This is a genomic window from Xanthomonas arboricola pv. juglandis (assembly GCF_001013475.1).
In the GTDB taxonomy this organism is placed as follows: Bacteria; Pseudomonadota; Gammaproteobacteria; order Xanthomonadales; family Xanthomonadaceae; genus Xanthomonas; species Xanthomonas arboricola.
Genome location: NZ_JZEF01000005.1, coordinates 194,659 through 211,411, shown reverse-complemented (window position 1 = coordinate 211,411; position 16,753 = coordinate 194,659). Strand labels below are relative to the sequence as shown.

Below are 16,753 nucleotides of genomic sequence, written 5' to 3'. Positions count from 1 at the left end.
GCCGGTCAGGGCGTGCCGTTGACGGCGATCTGCGAAAACGCGCCGGTTTGCGGATCGTACAGCGCACCCCAGAAGGCGCTACCGCCATCGCACACCCGGATCGCTTCCTTGGCCGGTTTCACCGGCGGATCGTTCGGGAGTTTGAAGGCGTTGATGTAGATCAGCTGCTGGCCCTGGACCACCACGCCCACGTACTGGCGATCGAAATCGCGCGGCTCGGGGATGGTCGGCGTCAATGCGTCCTGCCTGGATTCGAGCTGCTCGATCTGCTGCTGGCTCGGTGTCCAGTAGCCGGTGACCTGGCCCGGATGCCGCGCCGGGCTGTCGCGCGAGCAGGTGTCCAGCACCTGCTCGGCGATGCCCTGGCGGGTGATGACCCAGGACTGCCCGTTCTTGAGGTTGGTCGGCACGCTCGCTGGCGGCGGCGCGGTCGCGCAGCCGGCCAGTGCCATCACGGCGAGCGCCGCCGCGCCGCGCAGCCTGTGCATCACAGCACCTCCGAGGCGAAGTCGGCCAGGCGCGAACGCTCGCCGCGCCGCAGCGTGATATGCGCGCTGTGCGGCCAGGCCTTGAAGCGATCCACCGCATAGGTCAGGCCGGAGGTGGTTTCGGTGAGGTAGGGCGTGTCGATCTGTTCGACGTTGCCCAGGCACACGATCTTGGTGCCGGGGCCGGCACGGGTGATCAGCGTCTTCATCTGCTTGGGGGTGAGGTTCTGCGCCTCGTCCAGGATCAGGTAGCGCGACAGGAAGGTGCGCCCGCGCATGAAGTTCATCGAGCGGATCTTGATGCGGCTGGCGAGCAGGTCGTTGGTGGCCGCACGCCCCCAGGCGCCGCCGTCCTGGTTGTGGGTGAGCACTTCCAGGTTGTCGGTCAGCGCGCCCATCCACGGCGTCATCTTTTCTTCCTCGGTGCCGGGCAGGAAGCCGATGTCTTCGCCGACGCTGACGGTGGCGCGGGTCATGATGATTTCGCGGTAGCGCTGCTGATCCATCGTCTGCGCCAGGCCGGCGGCCAGGGCGAGCAGGGTCTTGCCGGTACCGGCGGTGCCGAGCAGGGTGACGAAGTCGATTTCCGGGTCCATCAAGGCATTGAGCGCAAAGTTCTGCTCGCGGTTGCGCGCCACGATGCCCCAGACCGCATGTTGGCCGCTGCGGAAATCGTCGACCAGGCACAGCGTGGCCTTGCCGCCGCCGACCTTGGCCACGCGCAGCTCCACTTCGTCCTCGCCCGGCAGGTACAGGTACTGGTTCGGATACCAGTCTTCGTCCTCGGCCAGCACGATCTCGTAATGGGTGCGGCCACGCTCGTTCCAGCTGCGCAGGTCCTGGTTGTGCTTTTCCCAGAAGTTGTCCGGCAGCTCGATGGCGCCGGTGAACAGCAGGCTGAAGTCGTCCAGCGCGCGATCGTTCTGGTAGTCCTCCGCATTCAGGCCGCTGATGTAGGCCTTGATGCGCAGATTGATGTCCTTGGACACCAGGATGACCGGTACATCCGGATGCTCCTCGCACAGCGCCAGCACCGAGGCCAGGATCTTGTTGTCCGGGATCATCGCGCCGAAGGTGCGGCCCGGATCGATCGGATGGATCTGGAAATACAGCCGGCCGATCGCGGCCTGGCCCTTGAGCTGGATACCCTGCGGATGGCTGAGCAGGATGCCGGCCTGGATCTGCTCGGCGTTGGTGTTCTCCAGCAGTTCGTCCAGGAAGCGGCTGACCTGGCGCGCATTGCGGCTGACTTCGGACGTGCCCTTCTTGGCGTTGTCGAGTTCCTCGATCACCTGCATCGGCAGGAACACATCGTGTTCCTCGAATTTGAACAGCGCGGTGGGATCGTGCATCAGCACGTTGGTGTCCAGCACGTAGATGCGCTTGCCTCGGGTCATTGGGTCTTCCAAGTGATGGAGCAGGGGCGAGCCATCACGCCTGCAGGGCAGGGTGATGGAGGACACGGGAAACCAGGGGGCGTCACTGTCTGGCGCGCGCCTTCAACGCGGCCAGCACGGCGTCGGCGTGGCCGGCGACCTTGACCTTGCGCCAGGCCTGCACCACCACCCCTTCGGGCGACAGCAGGAAGGTGCTGCGCTCGATGCCGAGCACCTGCTTGCCGTACATGTTCTTTTCCTTGATCACATCGAAGGCGCGGCACAGGGCCTCGTCGCCATCGCTGACCAGTGGGAAGGTAAATCCCTGCTTGGCGCAGAAATTGTCGTGCGACTTCACCGAGTCGCGCGAGACGCCCAGCACGACCGCGCCGGCCTGGGTGAACTGCGGCAGCAGCGCGTTGAAATCCAGGCCTTCGGTGGTGCAGCCGGGCGTGCTGTCCTTCGGGTAGAAGTACAGCACCACCCACTTGCCGGCGTAGCCGCGCAGCGTGGTACTGGTGCCGCCGGACAGCGACAGTGGCAGGTCGAAGCTTGCAGCAGGTAGTTCGAATACAGCGTCGGTCATCGTTGCTCAGCCCTAAGTGGAGGGGCGTACGGCGCGGTCAAGCCGGGCCGACGTCCATCCCATCATAAGCAGCCACATGGAAACGTTTGGCAAGCGCATCGAACTGCGCATTGCGCTGATTCAGCGACTCGATGGTGTGCTGTTCCAGCTTGTCCACGTGCAGGAAGTACGACTCTTCGTCGTCGCCATCGTCTTCGTCGCGTTCGCCGAGGAAGATGTCGATGACCCGATAGCCGTCCTGGGTCAGTTGCTCGGCGAGGTGTTGCAGCGGTTGCTGCGCCGGGTCGGCGAAGAAATATTCCCAGCGCAACGGCCCGTCGAGATTCCAGTCGGTCTCGGAGCGGATGTGCTCGAACATCTGTTTCAGTGCGGAAAGGGCAATGGCCATCGGAACGTCTGCCTTAGAACTTCATCGGGTCCATGATCGCGTCGAGATTGAGATGATCACAGAATTCCAGGAAATCATCGCGCAACGCGGCGATGTGCATGTTGGCCGGCACGCCGATCGTCACCTGCGCCGAGAACATCTCCGCGCCGGTCTGCATGGCGCGGTAGCGCGTGCTCTGCAGGTTCTCGATGGTGATGCCCTGGCGGTCGAAGAAATCGGCCAGCTGGAACAGGATGCCCGGCTTGTCGGCGGCGATGACTTCGACGATGTAGGGCAGCAGGTTGGACTGGGTCTGCTTGGGGCCGGTGCGGTACCACACCAGCTTCAGGCCTTCCTCGCGCTCGAGCCTGGTCAGCATCGCTTCGAGCTTGGCGACCGAATCCCAGGAGCCGGTGGCCAGGGCGGTGACCGAGACATCGCGCCCCACCGTGGCCAGGCGGGCGTCCACGAGATTGCAGCCGCTGTCGGCGATGCGGCGGGTGACGGGCAACAGGGGGGACTCCGGATGCGTCGTGTAGGCGTTGATCAGGAGGTGGTTTTCGGTCGGCGAAGGCCGGGGAGTCGAGTCGGTCAAAGGGGCTTCCGGCATTGCATCAGGCTGAATGGCCGCCCGGGCAGGCGCCCTGGCGGTGACCAGCATACTTGCCCGTGGTTTCGCGCCGCAAGTAACATGCAGGCGGCCACAACCCGCGTGCGCGCGGGCCTTTCCTGTCACGTAAGAGCAGCAGAATCTTGTCCCTTTCCGGCATCATCACCGCGCTGGCGACCCCTTTCGGTCCGGACGGCGCACTCGACCTGGATGCCTGGCGGCGGTTGCTGGAACAGCAACTGCACGGCGGCGTGCAGGGAATCGTCGTCGCCGGCTCCACCGGCGAGGCTGCGGCATTGAGCGACGAGGAGTACGACACCTTGTTGCGTGCCGCCGTCGCGCAGGTGGCCGGACGTGTGCCGGTGCTGGCCGGTACCGGCCTGTCGGGCACCGCCAAGACCATCGCGCAGACGCGCCGCGCCGCGGCGCTGGGTGCACAGTACGCGCTGGTGGTGACGCCGCCGTACGTGCGTCCGACCCAGGCCGGCCTGCAGGCGCATTTCCAGGCGGTTGCCGACAACGGCGGGCTGCCGGTGGTGCTGTACAACGTGCCCGGCCGCACCGGATGCGACCTGTTGCCGGAGACGGTTGCGGCGCTGGTCGGCCATCCGAATATCGTCGGCATCAAGGAAGCGCGCAGCGAGCCGGAGCGCGTCGCCGCGCTGGTGGCGCTGCGCAGCGAGTCCTTCGTGGTACTCAGTGGTGACGATGGCAGCGCCGCGCAGGCGATGCTGTCCGGCGCCGACGGGCTGATTTCGGTGGCGTCCAACGCGTTGCCGTCGGCGTACCGGCGGCTGTGCGATCTGGCCCGCGATGGCCAGCGCGAGGCGGCCACCACGTGGGACGCACGCTTGAGCGAGTACCACAGTTTCTGCGGGATCGAATCCAATCCCATCCCGGTCAAGGCGCTGCTGCAGCGGGCCGGGATCGGGCACGGCCTGCGTTTGCCGTTACTGCCTCTTTCAGCGGCGCACCAGCCTGCCGCCGACCGCCTTGCCGCCGACGCTGTTGCGTTGGAAGCGCTTTCCAGCCGCGAAATGCTCGCGGCCTGACCCAGGAGATCTATCGATGCGTCATTCCGTTTCCCCCGTCCGCGTGCTCTCGCTCGCGTTGCTGGCGACCGCCACCGTCGCCGCCACGAGCGGTTGCAGCTGGTTCCACAAGGGCGCACGCGGTGACTACGCGCTGGCCCCGGAAGCCCGTCCGCTGGAAGTGCCGCCGGATCTGAACCTGCCCGACACCTCCGGTGCGATGAAGGTGCCGACGCTGGCATCAAGCGCGCAGCAGAACACTTCGGCGCCGCCGTCCGCCAGCGCCAACAGCGGTTTCACCACGCCGGGCGAGCGCGACGAGGTGTTCGCCAAGGTCGGCGCGGCGCTGGCCGACATTCCCGGCCTGACCATCGCCAGCAAGGCGCAGATGCTCGGTTCCTACGACGTCAGCTACGAAGGCTCCAGCTTCCTGGTACGCGTGGTGAAGGTCGAAGCTGGCAGCTATGTGTCGGCGGTGGATCCGCGCGGCATGCCGGCCACTGCGGCAGCGCCGGTGGCGGTCATCACGGCGTTGAAGGGCAAGCTGGGCGGCTGAGGCCGCTGCAGCAATCGCAGACAGCAGAACGGGCGCTTCGGGCGCCCGTTTTGCATTCTGATGCGGTGCTTTCGCTTGGTTGCTGCGTTATCGCCCGGCTGGATGCTGCCAGGCGCTGTCTCAGCGTTGCAGCAGCGGCAACTTGTTCGGCTTGCCGTCCCACTCGGCGGCATCGGGCAGCGGCTCCTGGCGCACGGTCAGCACCGGCCAGGCCTTGGCCAGCTCGGCGTTGAGCGCGACGAAGCCTTCCTGACCTGCCGGGACGTCGTCTTCCGGGTAGATCGCATTGGCCGGGCATTCCGGCTCGCACAGCGTGCAGTCGATGCACTCATCCGGGTCGATGACCAGGAAATTCGGGCCGACGTGGAAGCAATCCACCGGACAGACCTCGACGCAGTCGGTGTATTTGCACTTGATGCAGTTTTCGGTGACAACAAAAGGCATGGCGGAATCCGGCGTTTAGCCTGTCAATTCTAAAGCAGTCCGGTGGCCGGTGTGGGGTTGGCCCGGATTTGTCGGCCGCCAGCCCTGGCCGCTCGGCGCGGTCCTGACCGTCTCCGGTCAGGCCAAGCCGCGCTGCCTGGCCAGCGCGAACAATCCCGTCGCAGCCAGATCTTCCCGATGCAGCTGCGTCCGCACGCCCAGCTGCGCCAGCGCCAGCGCGTAGCGCTGCGCCAGGCCGGGGCTGCCGACCAGGTGCACGGTGGCGTGACTGCCGCGCTGCTCGCGCAGTTCGTGGCCGATCAGCAGGCCCGAGAGGTAGGACGGCAGCGCGGTGGCGGTGAGGCGGTCGAACAGGCCCAGCGTGCGGGCGCCGAACAGGTGGTGGCTGAGGCCGCCGGGCGCGGCGCTGCGGTCGACGCCTTGCGCGAAGGCATCGGTGTCCAGGTCCGCAGGGTCGTCCTGCATCAGCTTGCCCAGGATGCTGTGCTGGCGCAGCACCGCATACAGCTCGCCGGTCATGACGGTGGCGAAACCGGTCAGCTGGCCGTGCGCGATCTGCGCCCATTTGCTGTGGGTGCCGGGCAGGCAGGCGACGTGCTCGCCGTCGCCGAGTGCGGCGATCAGGCCGACCAGCTGGGTTTCCTCGCCACGCATGACATCGGGCACACCGTGCTGCTCGCCGGTGCTTACGCCGGGTACGAACCACAGCGTGCGTCCGGGCAGCAGGTCGGCGTAGCTACGCATCGCCTGCGCCAGGGCGGCGGTATCGGCCGGGCAGGGCAGATAGGCCTGCTCGACCCAGCCATTGCGGCTGCCGATCATGCCCGACAGCAGCAGCGGGCCGTCCCAGCCGTCGATCAGCGTGCTCAGCACGTCGGCGAAGCGGCCCTGGCAGGTCAGGATGCCGTCGCTGCCGCGGCGTTGCTCCAGCACCGTGCCGTCGGCAGCGAGCAGGTAGCCACGCAGGCTGCTGGTGCCCCAGTCGATGGCGATCATGCGCTGGCCACCCGGCTCTCGGGCAGGCCCTTGATCGGCACGTCGCAGACGTACAGACCGCCGGCTTCCGGCGTGCGCGCCAGTTCTTCGGCGCTGTGGTCCAGGCGCGAGCTGATCACGTGCAGGCGGTCCAGCGCGGCGCCGCCGAGGGCGCTGCAGGTGGGGTGTTTGACCGGCAGCTGCACGATGCGCTCGATGCTGCCGTCGGGGCGGTAACGCACCACGCGCCAGGCGCGCCATTGCGCATTCCACAGATGGCCTTCGCTGTCGATGATGGAGCCGTCCGGCTCGGCATCGTCGCGATCCAGCGTGGTGAACACGCGCACGTTGCTGGTCTGCGCAGTGTCGGCGTTGTAATCGCAGCGCAGGATCTGCGGGCGCAGCGAGTCGCAGTAATACAGCGTGCGGCCGTCGGGGCTGAAGCAGATCGAGTTGGGGATCGACACGCCCGGCAGCGGCAATGCACGCAGGCCGTGGCGCAGCGAGAACTGGTACATCGCGCCACGTGCGGCCTTGTGGTCGTGCTCATCCATGGTGCCGAACACGAGGTTGCCGTTGCGGTCGGCGCGGCCGTCGTTACTGCGCGTATGCGGGTTGTCGGCTTCGATATCGGCCAGGTGCTCGAGCGGCAGCGTGTCGGCGTCGGCGTTGTCGGGGTCAGCGATGCAGATCGACTTGGCCAGCGCGATCAGCACGCGGCCATCGTCCATCAGGCCGAGGCAACCGGGGCGGTCCGGCAGCGTCCAGTACTGCGTGTGTGCGCTGTGCGGATGATGCCGCCACAGCCGCTTCTCGCTGATGTCCACCCAGTACAGCGCTTCACGTTGCTCACACCACAGCACGCCTTCGCCATGCGTGCAGCGGCTGTCGACCGCCAGCACGGCGGTGTGTTCGGGCGTGCTCACCATTCGGCGATGCTGCCATCGCTGTGACGCCAGACCGGGTTGCGCCAGTCCGGCGGATTTTCGTTTGCGCGCTTGAGCATGTCTTCGTCGATCTCCACACCGAGCCCGGGCTTGGGCAGCGCGGCGATACTGCCATCGATACACTGAAAATCGTCTTTATTGATGACGTAATCGAGCAGGTCGGCGCCTTCGTTGTAGTGGATGCCGATGCTCTGTTCCTGCAGCACCGCGTTGTGCGAAACGAAGTCCACGTGCAGGCAGGCGGCCAGCGCGATCGGCCCGAGCGGGCAGTGCGGGGCGAAGCCGACATCGTAGGCTTCGGCCATCGCGGCGATCTTGACGCACTCGGTGATGCCGCCGGCATGCGACAGATCCGGCTGCACCATGCCGATACCGCCGGCGCACAGCACGTTCTTGAATTCGAAGCGCGAGAACATGCGCTCGCCGGCCGCCAGCGGAATCGAGGTGCTCGCGGCCAGGCGCGGGTAGTACTCGGCCTGCTCGGCCAGCACCGGTTCTTCGACGAACAGCGGCTTGAACGGCTCCAGCTCGCGCAGCAGCGCCTTGGCCATCGGCGCGCCGACGCGGCCGTGGAAGTCGATGCCGAAGTCGATGCTGTTGCCGAAGGCTTCGCGGATCTCGGCGACCTTGACCACCGCCGCATCGACCGCGCGGGCGCTGTCGATCAGCTTCATTTCCTCGGTGCCGTTGAACTTGAAGGTGTCAAAGCCCAGCGCACGGTAGTCGGTGATCTGCTGGATGATTGCGCCCGGGCGGTCGCCGCCGACCCAGCGATAGGTCTTCATGCGGTCGCGCACCAGCCCGCCCAGCAGCTCGTACACCGGCACGCCCAGCGCCTTGCCCTTGATGTCCCACAAGGCCTGGTCGATACCGGCGATGGCGCTCATCAGGATGGCGCCGCCACGGTAGAAACCGGCGCGGTACATGGTCTGCCACAGGTCGTTGATGCGCGCCGGATCCTTGCCGATGACGTAGCCGGCCAGTTCGTGCACGGCGGCTTCCACCGAGCGCGCGCGGCCTTCGATGACCGGCTCTCCCCAGCCGGTGATGCCCTCGTCGGTTTCGACCTTGAGGAACAGCCAGCGCGGTGCGGCGTGGTAGGTGGTGAGGCGGGTGATCTTCATCCTTGCAGTTCCTGGTAAGCGTGCACGAAGGCGCGTGCATGCGTCTGGGTCGTTTCGAGCGATTGCGCGGGTTTGTACAGTTCGCCACCGATGCCGGCGCCGGCGGCGCCCTGGGCAAGGAAGCCGGCCAGGGTCTGCGGGCTGACGCCGCCGACCACGTAGACCGGAATGTGCTTGGGCAGCACCGAGCGCAGCGCGCGCACATGCGCGGCGCCATAGGTGGCTGCGGGGAACAGCTTCAGGATCGTGGCGCCGGCATCGATGGCGTCGAACGCCTCGCTGGCGGTGGCAAAACCGGCGACCACGGTGAGCCCGCGCGACACCGCATGGCGGATCAATGACGGGCGCGTATTCGGGGTGACGATGAAGCGCGCACCGATCTCGGCCAGGGTGTCGACGTCGTCGTTGCGCAGCACGGTGCCGGCGCCGATCCAGGCGCGCTCGCCGTAGGTCTGCTGGGCCAGGGCGATGCTCTCGGCCCAGCGCGGCGAATTGAGCGGGATCTCGATCGCGTCGAAGCCGGCGTCGATCAGTGCACCGACATGGTCGAGCGTTTCTTCCGGCGTGATGCCACGCAGGATGGCGATCAGCGGCAGGGCGAACAGGCTGGCGGTGGTGTCTGAGGTCATCGTGTTACTCGCGATAGAGCGGAAAGCGGCCGTCAGCGCCCGGATGGGCGCCAGCGTCGGGGGAAGTTGCAGCGCTGCACGGCAGCGCACGGAGGGCGACAGGCGGTCGCGACGAGGTGGCTGCGGCACTTGCGTGCGCACTCCAACGGCCTGCAATTGGCCGGCAAGTTGCCGTCATCGTCGTCCACCTCCGCAATCATGGCGTGCGTGTTGCCATCTCGTGGAAGATGGGTCACGTCTGTTCTGGCCGCGCCCGGGAGGTAGGGGCTCCTGCTGCGGCGTTCGATAGCCTCGCGCGGGGAGATATGTGCTGCAAATGAAATTTTCGGCATATTCTATTCCTCCTACGAATACAGCTGCGTGGCGATACCCCATGGCAAATTCCGGCACTCCCTGGTTCAACGCTGCCCGCCTCAAGACGCGCCAGCTGCTGCTGCTGCTGCATCTGCACGAACAACGCTCGGTGCTGCGCGCGGCCGAGGCCGCCAGCATGACCCAACCGGCCGCCTCCAAGCTGCTGGCGGAAATGGAAGACATGCTGGGGGTGAAACTGTTCGAGCGGCATGCCCGCGGGGTGGAGCCCACCTGGTACGGCCATGTGCTGATCCGGCGTGCGCGTGCGGCGATGTCGGAGATCGGTCGGGCGCAAGAGGAAATCGCCGCGTTGCGCGCCGGGCGCATGGGCCAGGCCTCGATTGGCACCGTTGTGAATCCGGGCACCAACCTGGTGCCGCAGGCGATCGCCGAGGTCAAGCGCGAGTTCCCCGACATCCTGGTGCGGGTGGAAATGGACTACAGCCGCCCGCTGGTGGCCAAGTTGCTGGACGGCCAGCTGGACATCGTGATCGGCCGCATCCTGGGGCCGGAGGGCGTGGGCGAGCTGGAGTTCGAGCCGCTGGCCGATGAGCCGCATTCGGTGATCGCGCGTGCCGGCCACCCGCTGGCCAGCCGGGCCGGCCTGCAGCATGCGGATCTGGTGCGGCACGGCTGGATCCTGCCGCCGGCCGACAGCGTGCTGCGCGCGCGGCTGGATTCGATGTTCATGGAGCACGGCGTGCAGACGCCGACCAACGCGATCGAGACCTCGTCGCTGCCGGTGACCTCCACGCTGTTGCGTGGCACCGACATGCTGACCGCCTTGCCGGTGGAATCGGTGGCGCCGCTGATCCAGGCCAAGCTGCTGACCGTGCTGCCGATCGAGCTGGGCGTCCGCATGGAGTCGTTCGGCATCATCCGGCGGCGCGATTACATCCTGCCGCCCGGAGCCGAGCGCATTCTGCAGGCGCTGCGCACCACCGCGCGGCGTTTGTACCCCGGTCTGCGCGGGCCGGAATCCACTGGTTAAGCGGGCTCTTCCATTTGTATTCCGGCACGGCATACCAGGCTGTGAATTTTTCATTGGCTGGCGCTAGACCACGCGCCTATATCTGTGAGCCAGATCGCACGCTGAAGCGCACGTGAAGTCGGGCAGGTGATCGGCGGGCAAACCGTCAGATAGAGGGAGGGGCAGGCGTCCGTGCCGGCTCCGCCGTGATCACGCGGGCCGCGTCGCGGCGCCGCGACAACCAGTCTTCAGTCGTCTTGCGTCCTGGGAGGGATTCAGATGTACAAGTTTTCAAGCCATGCCTCGGCAGGGACGGGCGTGCACGCACGTCGTACCCCGCGTTTGCGTCATTCGGCCATGGCCGTCAGCATCGGGTTGCTGCTCGCTGCCCCCGTCTATGCGCAACAGGCGCAGTCGTCGCAGGCCGCCTCCAGCGCCAATGGCGGCACCAGCGCGGTGGATCTGGACACGGTGGAAGTGCGCGGCGTGCGCGCCAGCCTGATCAAGTCGCAGGTAATCAAGCGCGATGCCAGCCAGATCGTGGATTCGGTCAGTGCCGAAGACATCGGCGCATTGCCCGACCGCAGCGTCACCGAAACCCTGCAGCGCGTCAGCGGCGTGACCATCGATCACTTCGCCGCACGCAGCGATCCGGACCATTTCTCCGCCGAAGGCAGCGGCGTGATGATCCGCGGCCTGACCCAGGTGCGCGGCGAACTCAATGGGCGCGACATCTTCAGCGCCGCCAGCGGCCGCGGGCTGAGCTTCGAAGACGTGCCGGCCGAGTTGATGGCCGGTGTGGACGTCTACAAGAACCCCTCGGCGGAAATCATCGAAGGCGGGCTGGGCGGCACGGTCAATCTGCGTACGCGCATGCCGTTCGACAATCCGGGCCGGATCGTCGGCGGCAATGTCGATTACAACTACGGCGACATGAGCAAGAAGTACAAGCCGTCGGCCTCGTTCCTGTTCAGCGACCGCTGGAACACCGGCATCGGCGAAATGGGCTTCATGATCGATGTCGCGCATTCGGAGCTGGCCACGCGCTCGGACGGCATCCAGGTGGAGCCGTACGTGCGGCGGACCGATGAGGCTGTGCTGGCCGGCAGCGGGCGCAGCGAAGTGTTCGTGCCGGGCGGGGTGAACTGGCGTCAGCTGGATTTCGAGCGCAAGCGCGACGGGATCGCGGCGGCGTTCCAGTGGAAGCCCAGCGATGCCACCGAGATCTATGCGCAGTTCCTGCGCTCGCGCTACGAGATGAACTGGCAGGAGCGCGCCGCGTTCTTCAACGACAGCAACAACAGCATCACGCCGGCACCGGGCACCACCTTCGACTACGACGATCGCGGCGCCTTCCTGCGCGGCTCGCCGGTATCCAGCTCGTGGCGCGGGGTGCTCACCGGCGATGGTGTGCGCTTCAATACCGACAACCGCTATTCCGAACAGCGCACCACCACCACCGACATGTCGGTGGGCTTCAGCCATTTCTTCAACGACAACCTGCAGATCAAGGGCGATATGCAGCTGGTGGAGTCGGAGAACGAACAGCTGGATTTCACCGTGTTCAGTGCGACCTATCTGCCGGGCCTGTCGTACGACGTGTCGGGCAAATATCCCAGCGTGCAGATCGCCAATCCGGGCTTTACCCAGGACCCGTCCAACTACTTCTGGGCGGCGGCGATGGACCATCTGGGCAAGAACCGCGGGCGGCAGCTGTCCACGCGCGTGGATCTGGAATACACCTTCGATGACAGCAGCTGGTTGCGCTTTGCGCGCTTCGGCATGCGCGCCACCGACCGCAATCAGATCAACAAGAATTCCGGCTACAACTGGGGCGTGATCTCCGACAACTGGGCCGCCATTCCGGGCACCAGTAACGGCCTGGCGAATATGTCCGAGTTCATGACCGACCAGTCGTCGTTGTTCACCTTCTCCGACTTCTTCCGTGGCGGGGTGAACGTGCCGACCACGCTGGTGGTGCCCAACAGCAGCCTTGTCAACAACTACCGCTCCGCCTCGCAGATGATCCAGCAGATCGTGGCGCTGCGCGGCTACGGCTGGGCGCCGGACACCTATCAGCCGCAGGACACCAACCGCCAGCACGAACGCACCCAGGCCGCCTACGCGGCGCTGTACTTCGGCAACGACGAGGCCTGGGGCGTGCCGGTGGACGGCAACATCGGCATCCGCGTGGTGCAGACCAAGACCCAGGCCGAAGGCTTTGGCCAGTTCCAGAACCTGGCCGGGCTCAATGTCTCGCCGGAACTGCAGGCGCGCTATACCGGGCAGTACTTCGAGAACGACTCCCAGGGCAGCTATACCAACGTGCTGCCCAGCCTGAACCTGCGTCTGCGCTTCACCGACAGCCTGCAGTGGCGCTTTGCCGCCTCCAAGGCGATGGCGCGCCCGGACTACACCCAGTTGCAGCCGTATGTGTTGCTCAACGTGGAAACCAACGACGCCGGCCAGGCGACCGATTTTGTCGGCACCGCCGGCAACCCGAATCTCAAGCCGATGGTGGCCAACCAGTTCGACACCGCGCTGGAGTGGTATTTCGACACCAGCGACATGCTGTACGCCACGCTGTTCTACAAGAAGGTCAAGGATTACTTCTCCACCCAGACCCGCAGCGAGATCTACGACAACCGCCCCTGGCTGGTGACGCGCCCGTACAACATGGACGAGGGCACCATCCGCGGCGCGGAGCTGGGCTATACCCAGTTCTTCGATCAGTTGCCGGGCTGGCTGAGCGGGTTCGGCGTCAATGCCAACTTCACCTTCGTCGACAGCCAGGGCGGCGCCAACACCGCCACCGACCCGTACACCAATACCACCGTCACCGGTGTCGAGCTGCCGCTGGAAGGCCTGTCGCGGCGCAGCTACAACCTGGCCGGTATCTACGAAAAGGGCCCGTTGTCGCTGCGTCTGGCCTACAACTGGCGCTCGCGTTACCTGCTGACCACCAGCGATGCGTCCACCCGTCTGCCGACCTGGGCCGACGACTACGGCCAGCTCGACGGCTCGTTCTTCTACCGCTTCAACGAGCACCTGCAACTGGGCGTGCAGGCCAACAACCTGACCAACACGGTGACCAGGGTGCTGATGGGGCCGACCTCGTACGAAGGCGGTGAGGTGGATCCGCGTCTGTATACGCGCTCCTCGTTCGTCAACGACCGGCGCTATTCGCTGGTGCTGCGCATGAACTGGTAAGCGAAGGCCATCACGAAACCGCTGTGTGCGGGCTCGCAGACTTGAGCCCGCTTTGGCCGATCCGGCCATCCGGATCCGCAATGCCAGACCCAGCGGGTTTGTCGGCGTTGCTATAGGTTTTACGAATACCTTTCCAGGAATATTTCATTGGTGTGGCACAACGGCGCCGCCCTATGCTCCGGCCGCAGCCGCTAGGTAAGCCTCGTCAGGATTACCACGCATCGCACCCGCCCGGCCTACCGGTCGTGGGCGGATGCGGGCCAGCACCAACGACGGGCAGGGCGTTCGCGCACCGGCCCGCTAAAAACTAGAAGTACATGCGTCCTGGGAGGGAGCACCATGTCAGTGCAACATCGCCACATTCCGGCAGGCCGGACTGTGGGTCAGCGTTCGATCCGTGATTTCCGCCGCTCCGTGATGGCCCTCAGTGTGGCCACGCTGTTGAGCGCGCAGGCCTACGCGCAGGACGCGACCACCACTGCCGCCCCGGCCCAGGACGCCACCACCCAGCAGCTCGACACCGTGCAGGTCACCGGCACGCGCAGCAGCGTCACCAAGGCGCAGCTGGTCAAGCAGAACGCCGAGCAGATCGTCGATTCCATCGTTGCCGAGGACATCGGCAAGCTGCCCGACAACAACGTCGCCGAGGCGCTGCAGCGCATTTCCGGTATCCAGATCTCGCGCAACTACGGCGAAGGCAGCTCGATCGCCATCCGCGGCCTGACCCAGGTGCGCACCGAACTCAATGGCCGTGACATCTTCACCGCCAACGATGGCCGTGGCCTGAGCTTCGAGGACGTGTCGGCCGAACTGCTCGGCGGCGTCAACGTGTACAAGAATCCCTCGGCCGACATGATCGAAGGGGGCCTGGGCGGCACCGTCGACCTGCGCACGCGCCTGCCGTTCGACTACGACGGCCGCAAGATCGCCGGCAGCGTCCAGTACAACTATTACGACCTGGCCGACGACGGCAAGCCGGCGTTTTCGGGCCTGTTCAGCGATCGCTGGCAGACCGGCATCGGCGAGATCGGCCTGCTGGTGAATTACTCGCAGCAGAAGAGCCCGTTCCGCCAGGACACCATCTCGATCGAGCCGTGGTACACGCAGACCGATCTGCCGGGCTATGAAGGCCAGGGCGTGTCGGTGCCGCATGGTGCCGGCATCAACACCACCATCGGCGAGCGCGAGCGCAAGACCGGTGCGTTCGCGATGCAGTGGCGTCCGAACGATTCGGTCGAGATCTATACGCAGGTGCTGCGTTCGGATTACGACTTCAGCTGGCACGATTATTCGTTCTTCGCCCTGACCGGCGCCAACCCGATGCAGGGCTTGCCGGGCATTCAGGTCAACGACCGCAACGAGTTCGTCAATGGCTCGTTCCAGAACGTGCCGACCGAATCCAACACCAGCCTGACCGAGCGGCATTCGGTGACCACCGATTACTCGCTGGGTGCCAAGTGGACGGTCAACGAGAAGCTGACCCTGAGCACCGACTTCCAGTACGTCGATGCCACCACCAAGGGCACGCGCTACATCATCGCCACCGGGCAGGACACCAGCCCGCAGTTCAACGTCGACTTCCGTGGCGATCTGCCGCGCCTGTCGGTGACCGATGCCAGCGGCGCGGAAGGCTATCTGGCCGATGCCAACAACTACGACGGCTGGCGCTGGCACCTGGACAACAAGGACGACAACGAGGGCACCGAGTTCGCCTGGCGCGCCGACATGGACCTGGCCTTCGACAGCGACTTCGTGCGCAGCTTCAAGGCCGGTGTGCGTTACACCGACCGCGATGCCGAGACCAAGGGCAATATCTATCGCTTCATGTGCATCAACGATTGCTCGGGTACGCCGTTCTCGCAGTACCCGACCATCGGCCTGGTGACCAACCCGATCACCGACTTCTTCCGCGGTGAGAGCAGCACCTTTGGCCGCACGCTGACGGCTGCCGACTCGGCAGTCGCCAACTACGAGCAGACCCTGGCCACCTTCGGTGCCAGCCCGCTGGAGTTTGCGCCCAACAACATCAATACGCAGAACGAGAAGACCTACGCGGCCTATGGCGTGCTGCGCTTTGGCGTGGACAGCGACTCGATTCCGTTCGACGGCAACATCGGCGTGCGCGTGGTGCGGACCGAGGTGGGCTCGCAGGGCGTGCGCACCGGGACCGACAGCGAAGGCGGCGGACTGATCCCGGTGGATGCGCAGCAGACCTATACCGACGTGCTGCCCAGCTTGAACCTGCGCTGGATGCTGAGCGATCAGCTGCAGTGGCGTTTTGCGGCCTCGCGCGGCATCTCCCGCCCCACCTTCGACCGGCTCAACCCGAACCTGAGCCTGAGCACCGGTACCTCCAACGGTGCCTCGACCTTCACCGGTACCGCGGGCAACCCCAGTCTGGAAGCGGTCAAGGCCGACCAGTTCGATACCGCGCTGGAGTGGTACTTCGGCCAGGGCTCGATGATGTACGGCACCTTGTTCTACAAGAAGGTCGAAGGCTTCATCGCCAATGCCGTCTTCAACGAGGTCTACGACGGTCAGGTCTGGCAGATCACCCGTCCGGTCAACGGCGATGCCGGCAAGATCCGCGGTGCGGAACTGGGCTATACGCAGTTCTTCGACTTCCTGCCGGGCTGGTTGAGCGGCTTCGGCCTGCAGACCAACTACACCTATGTCGACAGCGAGGCGCCGAGCCCCACTGCCACCGACACCAATGGCCAGGCGCTGACCGTGCCGCTGGAAGGCCTGTCCAAGAACAGCTACAACGCGATCCTCAGCTACGAAACCTCGCGCTTCCAGGGCCGTGTGGCCTACAACTGGCGCAGCGACTGGCTGGTGACCACCGCGGGCAACGGCACCGGCAACCTGCCGGTCTACAACAAGGGCTTCGGCCAGCTGGATGCCTCGCTGCGTTTCAACATCAATGATGTGTGGTCGATTTCGCTCGATGGCGTGAATCTGCTCGATACCCGTCGCGAAAGCTATCTGGGCACCGAGTCGCGCTACCGTGACTTCGTGATCAACGATCGTCGGTATGGCCTGACATTGCGGGCCAGCCTGTAGAACGCGCCGTAGGAAGTGCGTCT

General features: G+C 65.6%; 15 protein-coding genes. 5 read left to right on the top strand and 10 right to left on the bottom strand.

Annotated elements, in window-relative coordinates:
- Window positions 1-5: 5 nt before the first annotated feature.
- The 5 genes from XARJCFBP2528_RS18055 to XARJCFBP2528_RS18035 all read right to left on the bottom strand — a co-directional run bounded on the left by XARJCFBP2528_RS18055 (window position 6) and on the right by XARJCFBP2528_RS18035 (window position 3,478).
- A complete protein-coding gene (locus tag XARJCFBP2528_RS18055; protein ID WP_016904786.1) occupies window positions 6-488 on the bottom strand; it encodes a hypothetical protein in 483 nt (160 codons plus the stop codon).
- Window positions 488-1,885 carry a PhoH family protein gene (locus tag XARJCFBP2528_RS18050; protein ID WP_016904785.1) on the bottom strand — a complete coding sequence of 466 codons (1,398 nt, stop codon included), beginning with the start codon at window positions 1,883-1,885 and terminating at the stop codon, window positions 488-490. The genes XARJCFBP2528_RS18055 and XARJCFBP2528_RS18050 overlap by 1 nt, the downstream gene beginning before the upstream one ends.
- 82 nt (window positions 1,886-1,967) lie before the next feature.
- A complete protein-coding gene (locus tag XARJCFBP2528_RS18045; protein ID WP_016904784.1) occupies window positions 1,968-2,450 on the bottom strand; it encodes a peroxiredoxin in 483 nt (160 codons plus the stop codon).
- A gap of 37 nt (window positions 2,451-2,487) precedes the next feature.
- On the bottom strand, window positions 2,488-2,838 hold the full coding sequence (locus tag XARJCFBP2528_RS18040) for a ribonuclease E inhibitor RraB (RefSeq protein WP_026064883.1): 351 nt from the start codon (window positions 2,836-2,838) through the stop codon (window positions 2,488-2,490).
- Window positions 2,839-2,851: 13 nt separating this feature from the next.
- A complete protein-coding gene (locus XARJCFBP2528_RS18035) occupies window positions 2,852-3,478 on the bottom strand; it encodes a glycine cleavage system transcriptional repressor (RefSeq protein WP_002813792.1) in 627 nt (208 codons plus the stop codon).
- A 92-nt stretch (window positions 3,479-3,570) separates the two neighbouring features.
- Here XARJCFBP2528_RS18035 and dapA point away from each other — a divergent pair, with 92 nt between their 5' ends.
- Window positions 3,571-4,479, top strand: a complete 909-nt coding sequence (dapA, locus tag XARJCFBP2528_RS18030) for a 4-hydroxy-tetrahydrodipicolinate synthase (RefSeq protein WP_016905099.1) — start codon at window positions 3,571-3,573, stop codon at window positions 4,477-4,479.
- A 16-nt stretch (window positions 4,480-4,495) separates the two neighbouring features.
- Window positions 4,496-5,014 (top strand): hypothetical protein, encoded by a 519-nt coding sequence (locus tag XARJCFBP2528_RS18025; protein WP_026064956.1) that lies wholly within the window; start codon window positions 4,496-4,498, stop codon window positions 5,012-5,014.
- Between the two features lie 120 nt (window positions 5,015-5,134).
- On the opposite strand, the gene fdxA is transcribed toward XARJCFBP2528_RS18025, so the two are convergent.
- The 5 genes from fdxA to XARJCFBP2528_RS18000 form a co-directional block, all read right to left on the bottom strand.
- A complete protein-coding gene (gene fdxA / locus XARJCFBP2528_RS18020; protein WP_006453280.1) occupies window positions 5,135-5,458 on the bottom strand; it encodes a ferredoxin FdxA in 324 nt (107 codons plus the stop codon).
- Window positions 5,459-5,575: 117 nt separating this feature from the next.
- Window positions 5,576-6,454 carry a 2-dehydro-3-deoxygalactonokinase gene (locus XARJCFBP2528_RS18015; protein WP_016903236.1) on the bottom strand — a complete coding sequence of 293 codons (879 nt, stop codon included), beginning with the start codon at window positions 6,452-6,454 and terminating at the stop codon, window positions 5,576-5,578.
- Window positions 6,451-7,362, bottom strand: a complete 912-nt coding sequence (locus tag XARJCFBP2528_RS18010; protein WP_016903235.1) for an SMP-30/gluconolactonase/LRE family protein — start codon at window positions 7,360-7,362, stop codon at window positions 6,451-6,453. The genes XARJCFBP2528_RS18015 and XARJCFBP2528_RS18010 overlap by 4 nt, the downstream gene beginning before the upstream one ends.
- Entirely contained in the window at window positions 7,356-8,504 is a 1,149-nt protein-coding gene (gene dgoD / locus XARJCFBP2528_RS18005; RefSeq protein ID WP_016903234.1) for a galactonate dehydratase, read from the bottom strand. Before dgoD ends, XARJCFBP2528_RS18010 begins: the two co-directional genes overlap by 7 nt.
- Window positions 8,501-9,133 (bottom strand): 2-dehydro-3-deoxy-6-phosphogalactonate aldolase, encoded by a 633-nt coding sequence (locus tag XARJCFBP2528_RS18000; RefSeq protein WP_016903233.1) that lies wholly within the window; start codon window positions 9,131-9,133, stop codon window positions 8,501-8,503. Before XARJCFBP2528_RS18000 ends, dgoD begins: the two co-directional genes overlap by 4 nt.
- Before the next feature lie 373 nt (window positions 9,134-9,506).
- Here XARJCFBP2528_RS18000 and XARJCFBP2528_RS17995 point away from each other — a divergent pair, with 373 nt between their 5' ends.
- The 3 genes from XARJCFBP2528_RS17995 to XARJCFBP2528_RS17985 all read left to right on the top strand — a co-directional run bounded on the left by XARJCFBP2528_RS17995 (window position 9,507) and on the right by XARJCFBP2528_RS17985 (window position 16,730).
- Window positions 9,507-10,478: a LysR family transcriptional regulator gene (locus XARJCFBP2528_RS17995; RefSeq protein ID WP_016903232.1), complete on the top strand. Its 972-nt coding sequence runs from the start codon at window positions 9,507-9,509 to the stop codon at window positions 10,476-10,478.
- A gap of 258 nt (window positions 10,479-10,736) precedes the next feature.
- Window positions 10,737-13,667 carry a TonB-dependent receptor gene (locus XARJCFBP2528_RS17990; RefSeq protein ID WP_026064492.1) on the top strand — a complete coding sequence of 977 codons (2,931 nt, stop codon included), beginning with the start codon at window positions 10,737-10,739 and terminating at the stop codon, window positions 13,665-13,667.
- A 339-nt stretch (window positions 13,668-14,006) separates the two neighbouring features.
- Entirely contained in the window at window positions 14,007-16,730 is a 2,724-nt protein-coding gene (locus XARJCFBP2528_RS17985; RefSeq protein WP_026064491.1) for a TonB-dependent receptor, read from the top strand.
- Window positions 16,731-16,753 lie beyond the last annotated feature (23 nt).